At 53.4% G+C, this 13,617-nt stretch carries 13 protein-coding genes and 2 pseudogenes; 7 read left to right on the forward strand and 8 right to left on the reverse strand.

Annotation, left to right across the window (positions count from 1 at the left end; translation table 11 throughout):
* Window positions 1-2: 2 nt before the first annotated feature.
* Window positions 3-317, reverse strand: a complete 315-nt coding sequence (locus AC2FLA_RS17760; RefSeq protein ID WP_496724008.1) for a hypothetical protein — start codon at window positions 315-317, stop codon at window positions 3-5.
* Window positions 318-469: 152 nt separating this feature from the next.
* Window positions 470-895 carry an EamA family transporter gene (locus AC2FLA_RS17765; RefSeq protein ID WP_496724010.1) on the reverse strand — a complete coding sequence of 142 codons (426 nt, stop codon included), beginning with the start codon at window positions 893-895 and terminating at the stop codon, window positions 470-472.
* A gap of 57 nt (window positions 896-952) precedes the next feature.
* Here AC2FLA_RS17765 and AC2FLA_RS17770 point away from each other — a divergent pair, with 57 nt between their 5' ends.
* On the forward strand, window positions 953-1,435 hold the full coding sequence (locus AC2FLA_RS17770; RefSeq protein ID WP_496724012.1) for a hypothetical protein: 483 nt from the start codon (window positions 953-955) through the stop codon (window positions 1,433-1,435).
* Between the two features lie 110 nt (window positions 1,436-1,545).
* Here AC2FLA_RS17770 and AC2FLA_RS17775 read toward each other — a convergent pair.
* Both AC2FLA_RS17775 and AC2FLA_RS17780 read right to left on the reverse strand, forming a co-directional pair.
* A pseudogene (locus tag AC2FLA_RS17775) lies at window positions 1,546-2,919 on the reverse strand (transposase).
* A gap of 396 nt (window positions 2,920-3,315) precedes the next feature.
* Complete coding sequence (locus AC2FLA_RS17780) at window positions 3,316-4,131, reverse strand: enoyl-CoA hydratase/isomerase family protein (protein WP_496724014.1); 816 nt, start codon at window positions 4,129-4,131, stop codon at window positions 3,316-3,318.
* 230 nt (window positions 4,132-4,361) lie between these two features.
* On the opposite strand from AC2FLA_RS17780, the gene AC2FLA_RS17785 reads away from it, so the two are divergent.
* Entirely contained in the window at window positions 4,362-5,003 is a 642-nt protein-coding gene (locus tag AC2FLA_RS17785; protein WP_496724016.1) for a TetR/AcrR family transcriptional regulator, read from the forward strand.
* 420 nt (window positions 5,004-5,423) lie between these two features.
* Here the strand turns inward: AC2FLA_RS17785 and AC2FLA_RS17790 are convergent, their stop codons facing one another.
* Window positions 5,424-6,425: a helix-turn-helix domain-containing protein gene (locus tag AC2FLA_RS17790; RefSeq protein WP_496724018.1), complete on the reverse strand. Its 1,002-nt coding sequence runs from the start codon at window positions 6,423-6,425 to the stop codon at window positions 5,424-5,426.
* A gap of 127 nt (window positions 6,426-6,552) precedes the next feature.
* Between AC2FLA_RS17790 and AC2FLA_RS17795 the strand changes: the two genes are divergently transcribed.
* From AC2FLA_RS17795 to AC2FLA_RS17805, 3 genes are read left to right on the forward strand one after another with little or no spacing between them, the layout of a single operon-like run.
* A complete protein-coding gene (locus AC2FLA_RS17795) occupies window positions 6,553-7,965 on the forward strand; it encodes an amidohydrolase family protein (RefSeq protein ID WP_496724019.1) in 1,413 nt (470 codons plus the stop codon).
* 26 nt (window positions 7,966-7,991) lie between these two features.
* Window positions 7,992-8,756, forward strand: a complete 765-nt coding sequence (locus AC2FLA_RS17800) for a DUF3299 domain-containing protein (RefSeq protein WP_496724021.1) — start codon at window positions 7,992-7,994, stop codon at window positions 8,754-8,756.
* Window positions 8,753-9,931 (forward strand): carbohydrate porin, encoded by a 1,179-nt coding sequence (locus AC2FLA_RS17805; RefSeq protein ID WP_496724023.1) that lies wholly within the window; start codon window positions 8,753-8,755, stop codon window positions 9,929-9,931. Before AC2FLA_RS17800 ends, AC2FLA_RS17805 begins: the two co-directional genes overlap by 4 nt.
* A 680-nt stretch (window positions 9,932-10,611) precedes the next feature.
* Here AC2FLA_RS17805 and AC2FLA_RS17810 read toward each other — a convergent pair.
* From AC2FLA_RS17810 to AC2FLA_RS17820, 3 genes and pseudogenes are all read right to left on the reverse strand, one after another.
* Window positions 10,612-10,965, reverse strand: coding sequence for a putative quinol monooxygenase (locus AC2FLA_RS17810; protein ID WP_496724025.1), 354 nt, complete (start codon window positions 10,963-10,965; stop codon window positions 10,612-10,614).
* A 101-nt stretch (window positions 10,966-11,066) separates the two neighbouring features.
* Window positions 11,067-11,645 carry an IclR family transcriptional regulator domain-containing protein gene (locus AC2FLA_RS17815; protein WP_496724072.1) on the reverse strand — a complete coding sequence of 193 codons (579 nt, stop codon included), beginning with the start codon at window positions 11,643-11,645 and terminating at the stop codon, window positions 11,067-11,069.
* A gap of 45 nt (window positions 11,646-11,690) precedes the next feature.
* Window positions 11,691-11,828 (reverse strand): annotated as a pseudogene (locus AC2FLA_RS17820) (helix-turn-helix domain-containing protein); the annotation flags it as partial.
* Window positions 11,829-11,898: 70 nt separating this feature from the next.
* Here AC2FLA_RS17820 and AC2FLA_RS17825 point away from each other — a divergent pair.
* Together AC2FLA_RS17825 and AC2FLA_RS17830 are read left to right on the forward strand one after the other, a co-directional pair.
* Window positions 11,899-13,254, forward strand: coding sequence for a selenium-binding family protein (locus AC2FLA_RS17825; RefSeq protein WP_496724027.1), 1,356 nt, complete (start codon window positions 11,899-11,901; stop codon window positions 13,252-13,254).
* Window positions 13,251-13,616 (forward strand): 2Fe-2S iron-sulfur cluster-binding protein, encoded by a 366-nt coding sequence (locus AC2FLA_RS17830; RefSeq protein WP_282120777.1) that lies wholly within the window; start codon window positions 13,251-13,253, stop codon window positions 13,614-13,616. The genes AC2FLA_RS17825 and AC2FLA_RS17830 overlap by 4 nt, the downstream gene beginning before the upstream one ends.
* Window position 13,617: the final 1 nt, after the last annotated feature.

Raw genomic sequence — 13,617 nt, forward strand, 5'->3', positions numbered from 1 at the left:
TTTCAGTCGCACAACTCCATTGCGTTCAGGGTATTAGCCTCGTCCGCAGGGGTAGCTTTCGCACCCACAGCGAACGGTAGGTTCGACGGGCCGCAGCCCAGCGACCGAGTGTGGTGGTCAACAGCAGGTTTGGGCCGTACTTGCTGCTGCACTACGGCGATGTAATTGGCGGTGGTTTCCGTCGCTTGCCCGACAGCGCATTGCCCGCGATGGCCGCGAGTAGAACCCGCGCCGCCCATCAGAGTGTTGAAACTTGAGGTTTCCCCGAGAAAAAGCCAGACCCAGAGCGGACCAAGCAAGACTTCGTCCAGAGACAAGAGCGCGAGTTCTGCCGCGGGGAGGCTGCGCGAACCCAGCGTGTAGAGGATTAGACCGGCTCCGACCCCGGCCTAGAATACCCCCATGCCCATCGCGATGCCGCTGTCATTCAGACTTAGAACAATGGAGAGCCCGGAGCCAAGGCAGATCGTCAAGGTAATAACGATTGCGAAAAGACCCGAAAGGAAGACCGCTGGCAGCATCTCTCCAGTTCGCCCCCATCGCAACGCCACGGTGAAAACGGCGAACCAATTGCTGCAAGGCTGCCTTTAAGTGCGACGCTTCCGGACTTCTCGGCGACCATGATCGCGATCCCGCCAATGGCAATAACAATCGCGATCCAGGTTGCGAAGCGCACGCGTTTACGCAGAGCGATCCATCCTAGAAACGCGTTCATGAACGGTGCTGTCGCAAAGAGCAACATGGCTTTTGCAACCGAGGTGTTCTGAATCGCGTAAATCCCACCGAAATAGGCTGCGACGAGTGAAAGCCCTGCAACAACTGCAGGGAAGCCAACGCGGCGGATCTGAACAAAGGGGCTTTGCTGTAACGACACTGAGGTCAGCAACGAGCCCATTGCGTCGGATGCGCCGCTGGTTATTTATGCCCGAAGTCGGGAACGCAAATAAGTCAAATGAAGAAACTCTTACTCATCTTGCTTTGTTCAGTCGGAGTTTTGATAACCCTGCCGATAGTTCTGGTTATGGTTTGGTGGAGTTGGATTCACTTTGTTCAAAGCCCACGATTTGCTTCTACGTTCTTTGAGGACTTGCTAGAAATCGAAGACGTTGTTGAAAGCCGCCGGTGGCATTGGGGCAGTCACCCATGGGCTGACAACGTATTTGGTTGCTCCTATGCAATTGCAAATATCTCAAGGAACGCGTCATCAACCCCACCAGTGAACTGGCAAGCCGATTGGTTCCAAACACCAGTTGCCGTTCCTGACGGTCGCCATGAAACCCTTGGTGCATGCACCTATCTTTGGCCAGATGAGCTCAACGCTCGGCTAATCCGAGCGCATGACGAACCCGGTTCATATTATTTCTCCAACTCAGAGACTTTGTTGCTTTATTCACCCAAAGAGGGAATCGCTGCGAGTATACGCTTCGGGGATTAAGCCGCCATTGGAACAAGAGTACCAAATGGCAGTAATGTCCGGATAGTGTTGAAAAAGTTGACGTTGGAGCGGCCGTTGGGCGAAGACCCAAAGCAGCTGGGCCGTTCCTCTCAGCCTATTGGTTTTAGTTGCGGAACCCGCTTGGCGAGTTTCCTTAGGTTCTGTGCTGTGGCTGCGAGTTGGAACTGTTCGTATGCACCTTTGGGTCCTCTCAGCCGCATCATCGGCACACCTACGTATCGCTTCAGATGAGCGAAGAGCATCTCGACTTTCCGCCTTTGGATGAACGAGGTCATGTAGGCATCTGTTTTGCGGATGTCGCGCGCAACATCTCGGGCCGCTTCGTGGACGGACCGCATCACGCGTCGTCCGGGATCACTTGGGCAGCATTGCGGCTTCAGAGGGCAGGCATCGCAATCGTGCTTTGAGGCGCGGTAACGGATGAACCCGTCTTTGCCGCCGTTGGGCTTTCGCGGCTTGGAGAAGTTCCGACGATATGTCCGCAATTCTTTGTTGCCTGGGCATGTATAGCTGTCGGTCGCGGGGTCGTGGGCAAAGTCTTCACGCGAGAATGTGCCGTCCGTCCGTTTGGATTTATCCCAGACCGGAATGTGCGGAGCGATGCCGCGCTCTTCCACCAACCAGCCCAACATCTCCGCTGAACCTTAGCCGGCATCGCCAACTGGTTTGTCCGGGGTCATGCTAAAGCGGTCTGTGATCCGGTCGATCATACGCCTTGCGGCAAAGGCCTCAGCGGTTCGGATCGGAACAGATGGCTCAACATCAACTATCACGGCATTGTCCAAATCCACCATATAGTTGGTGGAATACGCAAAGAAGGCTGCTCCACCATCTGCCCCCGTCCAGCGCGCCGCAGGATCGACAGGCGAGATGTATTTGGGAACGACTTTGGTCGAGGCTCCGAATGCCGCGTCATCAAGTGTCCCGAGATATTCCTCAACGACGCGGGTTGTCAGGTTGGATGGCAGACCTTCCTTGCTTTCAATCCCGCGTGTCTGGTTCGCATTCGCCGGGATCAGGCTGGCATCGACACCAAAACTCTCGCCGCCAACCAAGCCCTCATCAATGCAGCGCTGCAAAACTGTCTCGAAGAGGTGTCGGAACAAACCACTCTCCCGGAAGCGTCCATGTCGATTTTTGGAGAAGGTCGAATGGTCAGGCACCGGGTCGGTCAGATCGAGCCTGCAGAACCACCTGTACGCCAGTTTGACATGCACCTCTTCGCAGAGGCGGCGCTCGGACCGAATGCCTTGGCAATGGCCCAACAACAGCATCCGGATCATCTACTCGGGATCAATCGAAGGACGACCATGCGTGCTGTACGATGGTGCCAGAAGCGGTCGAACGTCAGATAGATCCGGAAAACGATCAATGCCACGTAGCGGGTGATCTTCGGGCACAAATTCCTCGATTGAAAACGCGTAGAACAGCGCACCCTGCGCCATATGCCTCGGTCCCATCATCGCCGCACCTCCACTCTCAAAACCAGTGAATCAGCGCAAGACCCACCAATCAAAAGACTTTTTCAACACTATTCGGACATTGCGGCCGTTCCCAGCAACCATAAGAATGGCTGGTATGCAGCCCGGACCGGACGTTCCCAATTTAGTTTTGCAAATCCCGAGAAGCGCCACTTTCCGGGCATTTGCCGCATGTGCAGCTTGAGTTGCTTTGCCGGTGGCTTTGTGCCCGAAGACAATTTCAAACTTCGCCGTCCCTACTAAGTTCGGCTCCGACACGTGTGCTGATAGCTACAAGATTGCGTTAACCTAGAAACTTCGAGAAACAACGCAGATTTGATCATGGATGGATGTGCCATCCATGATCTATCTGCACCTGATCAGCGGTCGATAACTACCTTAAGAGCCGGACAGTTCAGCGGCAGTATCAGCAAAAACTCCCTCGAAATCTGTTGCTTCACGCTCCGTTTGACCGCCGTGCTTCAAAAAAGCCGCGATTATCGCCTGGGTTTTGCCTTCTCTGGCCCTTTCCAGGAAATGGCAAAGCTCTAGCTCTGCGCCTGCGGCTTCATCCCTGACGGACACTGCAACAATCTCCTTGTACATCACGATGTCTCGCAGTTCCAAATTTCGGATCGCACCAAGAATTGCTTCAAGGAAAGTTTCCATCTCTGCCCTGGGCACAAATTTGGTGATGACATTCACCGCCTCTGCTTCTTCGGACGTAAGGTCTGCACCTGTCAGCAGAGCCTGGAGTGCTTTGTTCTTCCCCATACGCCGGGCAAATTGCACTGCACCTTGCCCGCCCGTCGGAATGTTGACGCCTATTTCCGGTTGGGCAAAGGCTGCGTTCTCAGTGCCGTAAGCGAAGTCGCAAGCCATGATGAACTCGTTGCCACCTCCGCGAGCGATCCCGTCTACAACAGCAACAGACACTTGCTTCATGGCTTTGATGTTGTTGATCATATGGCTAAATTCGATGATTCCTGCCTGACCACCAGGAGTGCCGTTGATCGTGTTCAGATCAAGATGAGCAACAAAGAAATGCGGGTTCGCCGACTTAAAGACGACCGCCTTTGTTTCCCGGTCGTCTTTAAGCGACAAGATGAATGCATTCATCTCATTGATGACGTCTACCGTCCAGATATTCGCTGGCGGGTTGTCGATGACCACCGACGCCACACCGCCTTGCGTTTTGATATGCAGCTTGCTCATTTGGAGGCTCCTGAGTGTTCTTCCATAGACTTGTTAAGTTGCCGGCTTCCGCCGTGGCTTCACGGTTGATGGCTCCGGCGGGGTTACACATAGAGCAATTTATACAGTTGTAAAGTCTTTTGCTTTACGGATGGGATATCTTGATATTCGAAAGTAGAAGGAATATCTGCGTAAGCGGCTGAAAAGCCGTATCAACTGCGCGAATCTGCTAAACATGGAGTTTTTTTGTGGTGGCATCCCGAGATCGTTTAGCCGATGTAAGTGAGCGAGCGCGCGCGAAGGTCGGCAAGTTTGCCAATCGCCAGGCGGAGCTCGCTGATGCCGCGCTGACAACTCTTGCTGAGCTGGGTTATGCTCGAACTTCTTTGCGCGATATTGCGGAAAACACCGAGTTCTCGCATGGTGTGCTGCGTTATTACTTCAGCAACAAGAATGACCTGATCATCCAGTGCATCCGGCAGTACAAATCAGTGTGTGTGCGCCGCTACGATATGGCCACTGAGCAAGCTGACACACCGGAAGGTCTTATTGACGCTTTTATTGAAAAGCTAACCGAAACTCTATTGAAGGAAACAAAACTACACCGTCTTTGGTACGATCTCCGTTCACAGGCGCTGTTTGACGATGTTCTTCAGAATGACGTGCAGCAAATCGACCGAGACTTGGAGGACATGATTTGGCGGATTGTTGAGCGCTATGCGCTTCTGAAGAACGGTTCCCCAATCCTCTCATCCCGAGCAATTTACGCGGCTATCGATGGCCTTTTCCAAGAGGCGCTGGCGCGTGTTGTTTCCGGTGATGCGAACGGTGTTGCCGAGCTGGAGAATGAGTTGCGTAAATTGTTACCGGTGATTGTGATGGCTCGCAAATAAGGCGCCGAGACTGCAATTTACCTTCAATGTGATGGCCCAGATTATGTGTAAATACCGTTTGCCGCTCGATGTTCAATGACGCCCATGCTGCCTCCATCAAAACGTGCACTTTAGACGCTATCGGGATGATCCGACCAGCAAGATGAGGTTGACGAAAGACACGCTGCATTAGCGAGGGAGACCTACCAGGCAATACCTGCTTCGGACATCAATTACTGATCGCAACCCAATGCGGACGTGCGCAACCAAGCTTCGCAAACTCGGAAAAACACAACGAAACTGCCAGTTGCAGAGGCTGAAACGACGGTGGCGACCAACCAATTCAAGCCGTCGACTAATCTGTTTAACGTCGCACTACAACTTCTCCAAACTGATCCGACGAAGACCCTTTTTCTGAGCGGTCATTTGGCTCGACCACATTTACTTGCTTCGGAACTTGGTCGGTGTCATTCCGGTCTGGCCTCGAAAAAAGCGGGTGAAATGGGACTTGTCAGAATAGCCGAGCATCAGACCGATCTCCGCAATTGTCATCTGGTCTTCTTTGAGGTGTTCCTTGGCGACATCGACACGCAGCCGTTTGATTTCACGGGATAGCGTTGTGCCTTGTTGCTGAAGCGCTTTCAGAAACCGTCCCGGCTGTATTCCCAGTAATCCAGCCACCACGTCTGGTCGTAAATCGGTTCCATCCAGTTTGTCGCGTAAGACAGAGCGCAAAGCTGCCACCACGGTTACTTCTTCCTCTTGTTGAGGTGAGGCTATGGGCTTGGCAGAGCCCTCAGCGACATGATGCAAAAACAACCAATCCAAAGGAAAACTAATTTGCATTCCGGGATCAGTCCCAAGGCCAACCTCGATCCCTTTGTAGTCGATGGGCAGACCATTGATGTATCTGCTTTCCCATCGCACAAGCGAAGAGTCCCAAGAATCTCCGACGACGGTCTGCAATAGGCGTACATAGATTGCGGCACCAAAACCGGTCACCTGAACGGGGGGGACAGTTGGTTCCTGTTGTCTCTCGATACGATAAGTCGCTTTGTCTGCTTCAATGACGAGGCTGTGCCGCACAGAATTGGATTCCTGCGGTACGAGCCCAACAAAGCGAGTAAAAAACTCGAATAGCGTTTCTGTTGATTGCAAGGCTTGAGCGAACGGCGGCCATCCTTGTAGGTCGAACGTCTCCCCTACATTCAGTCCTAGGTATCGATCCCCTGATACTTCTGAGAAGGCATTCACCAAACCGTAGACCAGCTCTGAGTGAACGAACACAGATGGGTCAGACAACAGTTCAGCTTTCAAGCCGACCTGATCCAATGCTGGTTGCGGATTGATTTTACGTTCGGTGAGATATTGCAGAAACGGAGCTGCTAAGGAGAGGCGAATAAAGCCCTCGCTATGCTCTTGAGAGGTGGAGTTGAAAGGCAAGCTCGTCACCCTTGTGATGATTAGTAGCTTTGATTGGTGGCCATTTTTACGATCACATTCGAACATGCCAATTCAAAAGTGGCAACCGAGGCAAAGTTTTCCGGACTACAGTTGGCAAAACATGAATATGAAGGGAGTACTTATGTCCGGTCTACGAATGTCGCTTTGCTCGACGGTAATTGTCGCTGCAGGTCTTTCTTTTTCAGCGTCCGCGCAGGCTCAGGATCAAGAAGAACCCCAAACGTTGTTTACCAACGTGCACATCTTCGATGGCGTGAATGAACAGCGTATCGAGAATGCCAGCGTATTGGTCGAGGGCAACCTGATTAAGGCCGTATCAACTGAAGTGATTGATGCCCCCAATGCTACGGTTATTGACGGAGAGGGACGGACACTGACCCCCGGGTTTATTGAACTGCACGCGCATCTTATGCTGATGGGACCGACGCTTCCAGCGATGGAGGCCAACACGACCTGGGAAGATTTTGCCATACACGGTGCGCAGATGGCCGAGATGTATCTGATGCAGGGTTTCACCACTGTCCGGGATGCTGGTGGCGCTAATGGTGGACTACGTAGGGCGATAGACTCGGGGCAAATCGAGGGTCCTCGTTACTATCCATCTGGGGCGTTTATCGGAACACGCGGTGGTCACGCTGACTTCGCGAATTTCACAGCACCACCTGGTTCGGAGACAAACATGGGTCGGCTGAACATGGCTCAGGAGGTCAGTGGTGTTGATGACGTCTATAAATTCGCACGGAACAACTTTCGAATGGGCGCGACGCAATTGAAATTCATGCAATCCGGTGGTGTCGTGTCCGCATTCGACCCTTGGCAATTGCTGGCCGGGTCGCCCGAAGAAATCAGAGCCGCCGTCCAGGTCGCGAATGAATATGGCAGCTATGTCATGGCGCATTCCTATCGCAAGGAAGCAATCCTGAGTGCGCTCGACGCAGGTGTTATGTCAATCGAACATGGTTTTTCTTTTGACTGCGAAATTGCCGAAGTCATGAACGAGAAGGGTGCGTACATTACAACAAACCTAACGGCATTTGACCCCGGCCTTCTTGATATTCCGGCTGTGGCGAACGTTCCGGCGAGCCTTGCCAAGGCAAAGTCTGCCTCGGCCACATTTGCAGGCTATATCGACAATATGAAAGAATGCCCGGTGAAGCGGGGGTTCCAGACAGACTGTGTTGGTTCGGTAGAGGCGTGCAATATCCAGATTGCCTACGAAAAACACTTAAACAATGATTTTTTTGGCCCCTATACGTCCATGGTCACGCTGACATCGACGGGCGGTGAAGTTGTCGCTCTGTCAGGGGATTTTATGAACCCGTATACCGCTGGAAAACTGGGTGTGATCGAGGAAGGGGCCTATGCGGACATCCTGCTGATCGACGGTAACCCACTAGAAGACTTCTCAGTAGTGGGAACTGGTGATCAGTGGTTTGGCGCCGACCCGAGGCCTGAAAGCCCTGATACGATCCGGCTGATCATGAAGGACGGCGTCATCTACAAGAACACACTGGATTGACCTGCCTAAGTAGCCGGAGAGTATTTATGCACCATTGGTTTCGCTCCGTAGTATTTGCAGGGTTCGTTTGGTTGGGACAGTCTGCCAATGCGACGCCTGAAACCGCGTTGGACTGGGCAGACCTCCCGGACCCATCCGTGCAGGTCTTTGAGGACCCCTATCGGGACCTCAGCCCCGAACAGTTCGACGACGTCCTTTTCGTTGTGCGGATGCGTGGCAGGCTGCAGCAGGACGCTGGCAGCGCGGAAGAAAGACTGAAATGGCAGGAGCTTCTGACCGAAACCGAGGATGCCTTGGCGGGAGTTGGCGTTGATGTCGATTGGCTGCTCGATCAAAGAGAGATTGTGAAAGAGCGGCGAAGAAAGGCAGGAACGAGCGGAAATCCTCAACTCGATGGTCAAACAATAACAATCGCGGGCTTTGCCATTCCGGGCCCGAGCGATCCAGACGGGCGATCTGTGGCGTATCTAGTGCCAGAACGAGGTATGTGTAGCCACATGCCCCCGCCCCCGCCCAACCAAATGATCCGCGTGCGGTTGAATGGCGACTGGACGCCCAGCTATTTCCACGAACCAGTTCGGCTGACGGGCACGCTGACTATCGATCCCACTGTCCAGAATATGATGGTTGTGGACGGTCTCATGCCTATGAATGCGACATTCCAGTTGGATACGGAACGTGTCGAAACTCTGGAAACCGAAGCAGACGGGCTGGAATGGAAGCAGCGCGCCGCTGATCGTATCCGAGCTGCGGGCAGTCGCAAGACCGGCGGGGCAAAGGCGTCTGAATGATAAGACTTCTCGTTGTCGCACTGAGTATTGTCTTTGCTGGCGCAGCGTCGGCACAGGGATTATCCGGGCCATCTTCCGTCGAAGCTGATCTAGAGCCCGGAGATGGGCTGACCGACCCACAATATCGTTCCGATTTTCCACGCAATATTGCGCCGGGTTGGTTTCAGTTGAAAGACCGACTGGCTGAGGGTGGGTTTCGCTTCAACATTGATTACCTAGCGTTGGGCCAAACCACGAACGCGGATCTGGGGGCGGTCGAAGCTGCCAGCGGAATTGCGCGGTTCTATGGCAATTGGCAGGCGACTGAACGGGGGTCTCTGACATTCAAGATCGAAGACCGGCACAGTTATACCGATATTGCCCCGCAATTCCTTGGGCTAGATGGTGGAGCCCTTTCGATCACAGGGACAGCCTTCAACGATAATGGTCTACTGCTGACCAATCTGTTCTGGACCCAAAGGGCCGAGAACGGCTCGTGGACGCTGCAAGTCGGGCAGATTGATGTAACAGACTTTGTGGATATCTACGGGTTGGTAAGCCCCTACAGTGGTTTCCAAAACCTGTCTTTCAACACCAACCCTACACTTAACGCGCCTAATCCAGGCCTTGGTATTGCCGGAGGCTTAAAGCTGAGCGAGAACCTCTACGCCGTTGCGAGCGTCTCAGACGCAAACGCCGATCCGTCTGATCCAAACTTTGATGTGTTTAGCGATGGCAATCTCTTCAAGTCACTCGAGCTTGGTTACACCTCCGGCTTCGATCGCATCTACTTCGACAACATCCATTTGACCGTCTGGCATGCGGATGCGGCTGACGATGGTAGCCGTCCAGAAGACTACGGCGCTGCGTTTTCAGCTGCATGGTTTGTTAACAATAAATGGATGCCATTCTTTCGGGCTGGGGCTTCGAAGGGGACCGCAGCGCTCTATGATCGGTCCGTTTCCGCGGGTCTTGGCTACTACGGTCGCAATACCGATCTGGCCGGGTTGGGCCTGAACTGGGCTGAGGCAAGAGGCATCGACGATGATCAGTTCACACTCGAAGCATTCTACCGTTTTTCAATCTCACCCGGACTGCAGGTCACACCATCGGTACAATTCGTTCTCGACCCGCTTTTGAACCCCGATCAGGACCAAATAACTCTGTTCGGTCTAAGAACCCGGATCGTTTTCTGATTCAACCTTTATCCTATTTTGATGGATACCGATCGGAGCTGTCTCAGCAATTGGCAAGTCTACATCTCTTCCGCCGAGTTAGCGATCCATTCATCTATCACTTTCTGATTACAGTTGGCATCGGTGAGTCCTCAGCCGAATAGAAGCCGTTTCCGAAATTTCTGGGCATATATTCTGCATGAATCCGACGCGGTCGGGATCAACTCCAAGGGGGTCGTTGCAAATGAAATAGCCGATGGTCGGCTGATGAGGTTGCCGATTAATACAAAACTGACCCAGGGGCCTGTGGGCTTAATGACAAGACCAGATGTTTCCGAAACGTCAATTCAGCAGGTACTTCGGATAGCAGTTCAAAATGTGAATATGAAAGCATAAGCTGAAGGATTGGATGCCCCTCCTGCCGGTTAATATTGAACCGGAGCGCCCTATGAGGGTCCCGATAGAGAGAAATAACCGATGGAAAGCATACACATTTTATGCCCTCCGATCCTCCCCCCACGCCCAAGCATCAGGACCGCGCTGACGACGTCATCGTACAAGCGGAGTGAATGTCTGCTCTCGGAAGCCAGCCGAGAACACCATTTGTGCCGATGCACTCGGCGGCAGTGAGCCCAAAACCGACTAGCGTCACATCCGGTCGCCTTCTCACAGCGACCAAAATTTCAAACGTCCAGTCAGTTTCACCACTGCAGCAGGCTCGGTTTTTGGGCCTCAAAGCCTTTTGTCGTGGGAAAAAGCGAGCGCATCCGAGCAATAATTTCGATGTCACCATCCAGCATTGTTTGGACCGTGTTCAACCAGTTCTTAAAAGCTTCAGAGTCCCAGTGATCCTGAATGGCTGCTTCGTCCCGGAACACTTCGTAGAAATAGAACCGATTGGGATTTGCCATGTCCACCATGATCTGAAACTGGAAAACCTCTGCCTCTTCGCTGACAACACTTTGCGCTTCAAAGATGCTGGCGTTCAAAAAAGACTGCCGGTGCTCAGGTTTGACATTAACTGCGAAGAACCCGCCGCGCATTCCATCATCCATACTTAGCCTCCTTGACCGTGCGTAAACCCGCCTAATGGCACCAAACGTTTCACCGCCGCCTGATGACGTGAACCTTCTCCACTGCTTTAGCCAACACTAACCTAGGCGGATTTAATATTCGCGTCTGCACCATCCCATCCTAGTGCAGATGATAACTCATGCGACATTTCGATGAGTGCTTGGCCGATCTTAACCCGCATAGGAGGGGTAAACACCCGAACGGAGGCTGTGGCGCCAATGGACAACGTCGAACCAACACCTGTTTTGCCCAATGTAGTTGCGACAGAGCTTATACCTCTTTCCAGCTCCTCGACACATTCAGCGTACCCTTTGGCCCGAATGGATTCGAGTTCTTTTGCCAGTTCTTTTCGGCTGGTAATGGTGCGTTCGGTGTACCGTTTGAGCTGCCCGTTCAGTTCGTCATGAGACAGCAGCTCTGGAGAAACGGCGGCAATTGCCTTGGCGCAAGAGCACGCGTGCATGGGCCGTTTGCCCACACCCGGGTGAAGATAAGACACGCCCGTTTCTGGCGTGGCCACGTGAATGATCTCGACCCGGTTGCCGCGCAGTCGGGAAAGAAAGAACGCAGCCCCGTAGTCTCTGGCGCCCTTGGCCAGGACCGGCGCAATCACTTCTAGAAGCGCAGGATCAGAATGATCACTCCGGGTGATACGCTTCAATCGGGCTCCAATGGCAAACTCCCCACGCGCAGATGTCTGCAACAGTCCGGACGAAACAAGATCCTGAACCAGTCTATAGGCCGTTGGCTTGGGGAGATCGGACTGCGCACAAATCTCCGCGACTGTCGCACGCCCTTTTTGACCTACGATTTCCAATATCAGAGCTAAACGTTCTAGATGCATTTTTCTCACTATACGATAATAGCATTTTCGATATACGATACAGTTATCGTGATCAAGGGAGGGTTCAACGATGGATGGTGCATGTTGCGGACCGGGCTACGCTAGCCCGCAAGAGGCAATCCAGGCCCCGCGTGAGAAGCTTCTTTACACGATTGCGATTTATACAGGCACGGGCATTCAGAAGCCCGACTATCTTGCGACAGTCGATGTAGACCCGGAAAGCCCAACTTATTCTCAGGTAATCCACCGGCTGGAAATGCCCGGGATCGGGGATGAGCTTCATCACATGGGCTGGAATGCCTGTTCGTCCTGTCACGACGACGGCTCAATGTCGCGAAAGTACCTGATCCTGCCTGGCGTGCGTTCTAACAACCTTCACATCGTCGACACCGCCACCGACCCACGCGCGCCGCGGCTGCACAAGGTTATTGATGGGGCCGAGATTAAGGCCAAGGTCGATCTGTCAGGGCCGCATACAGTGCATTGTTTGGGCTCTGAGATCATCATTTCCTTTCTTGGAAACGCCAAGGGCGAAGCTCCGGGCGGCTATCTGCATCTCGATAAAGAATTCAACATCGTCGGCCGCTGGGAGAACTCGATGGGCGGCATCAAGTTCGGTTATGATTTCTGGTACCAGCCCCGTCACAACGTGATGGTGAGTTCCGAATGGGCCGCGCCCAACACCTTTATGCCGGGTTTCGATCTGGAAGAAGTTGGCCATCTGAAATACGGGCGCGAGTTGCATTTCTGGGATTTCGAAAAACGCGAACCAGTCGAAAGCTTCTATCTAGGCGAAGACGGGCTGTTGCCGTTGGAGGTCAAGTTCCACCACGACCCCGACAGCACGCATGGGTTTTGTGGGGCCGCGCTGTCGACCAACGTCATTCACTGGTGGAAAGACAGCGACGACGTGTGGAAGTGGGAAAAGATCATCGACGTTGATAACGAGATGCACCCGGAATGGCCGATCCCGCTGCCAGGAGTGATGTCGGCGATACTGATCTCGATGGACGACAAATACCTCTATCTCAACAATTGGCTTCATGGCGACATGCGCCAATACGACATCACCGACCCGCATAATCCCAAGCTGACCGGCCAAGTATACATGGGGGGGCTTTTGGGCAAGGCGCCGGCCGTTAATGGGGTTGAGGTCGCTGGCGGTCCACAGATGTTCCAACTCTCTCTCGACGGACGCAGGCTCTATGTCACCACCTCGCTGTTTTCGACTTGGGACAACCAATTCTATCCCGAGATCCGCGAAAAGGGCGGAGTAATGGTCATGATAGATTGCGATCCTGAAAACGGCGGCATGAAGATCAACGAGGACTTCATCGTAGATTTTGGGAAAGAGCCAAATGGCCCCTCGCGCTGCCACGAGAGCCGGTATCCAGGCGGTGATTGCACAAGCGACATTTGGCTATGACAACGCATACTGTGACGATCGCCAACAGGGATGGCGCGACATATGAGGTGAACGCACGACGCCCACTTCTGGACACGTTACGCGAACAGGGGGTTGATCTGCCCTTCGGCTGCAAATACGGCGGCTGCATTACCTGCGCCGCGAAACTTAAAACAGGCACGGTGGATCAGCGCCGACAGGTCGCGCTGAACAATAGGCAGATCGCCAACGGCTACGTAATCCTCTGCGTGGCACGCGCGACGTCCGACATCACCTTGGAGATCGGGGTTGAGAGCCATGACAAGCTTTACCGCAATCCGTTCCTCGATCCGCTCAAACCCCACGAACTCAAGGCAGACATTGCGACGCCGAAGGAAGGTTAAC

The organism is Ruegeria sp. CDSA033, from assembly GCF_059612305.1.

Coding starts and splice junctions, on each gene's coding strand:
- AC2FLA_RS17765 (WP_496724010.1), bottom strand. CDS start 895: ATGGGCTCGTTGCTGACCTCAGTGTCGTTACAGCAAAGCCCCTTTGTT.
- AC2FLA_RS17770 (WP_496724012.1), top strand. CDS start 953: ATGAAGAAACTCTTACTCATCTTGCTTTGTTCAGTCGGAGTTTTGATA.
- AC2FLA_RS17780 (WP_496724014.1), bottom strand. CDS start 4,131: ATGAGCAAGCTGCATATCAAAACGCAAGGCGGTGTGGCGTCGGTGGTC.
- AC2FLA_RS17795 (WP_496724019.1), top strand. CDS start 6,553: ATGAAGGGAGTACTTATGTCCGGTCTACGAATGTCGCTTTGCTCGACG.
- AC2FLA_RS17800 (WP_496724021.1), top strand. CDS start 7,992: ATGCACCATTGGTTTCGCTCCGTAGTATTTGCAGGGTTCGTTTGGTTG.
- AC2FLA_RS17805 (WP_496724023.1), top strand. CDS start 8,753: ATGATAAGACTTCTCGTTGTCGCACTGAGTATTGTCTTTGCTGGCGCA.
- AC2FLA_RS17810 (WP_496724025.1), bottom strand. CDS start 10,965: ATGGATGATGGAATGCGCGGCGGGTTCTTCGCAGTTAATGTCAAACCT.
- AC2FLA_RS17825 (WP_496724027.1), top strand. CDS start 11,899: ATGGATGGTGCATGTTGCGGACCGGGCTACGCTAGCCCGCAAGAGGCA.
- AC2FLA_RS17830 (WP_282120777.1), top strand. CDS start 13,251: ATGACAACGCATACTGTGACGATCGCCAACAGGGATGGCGCGACATAT.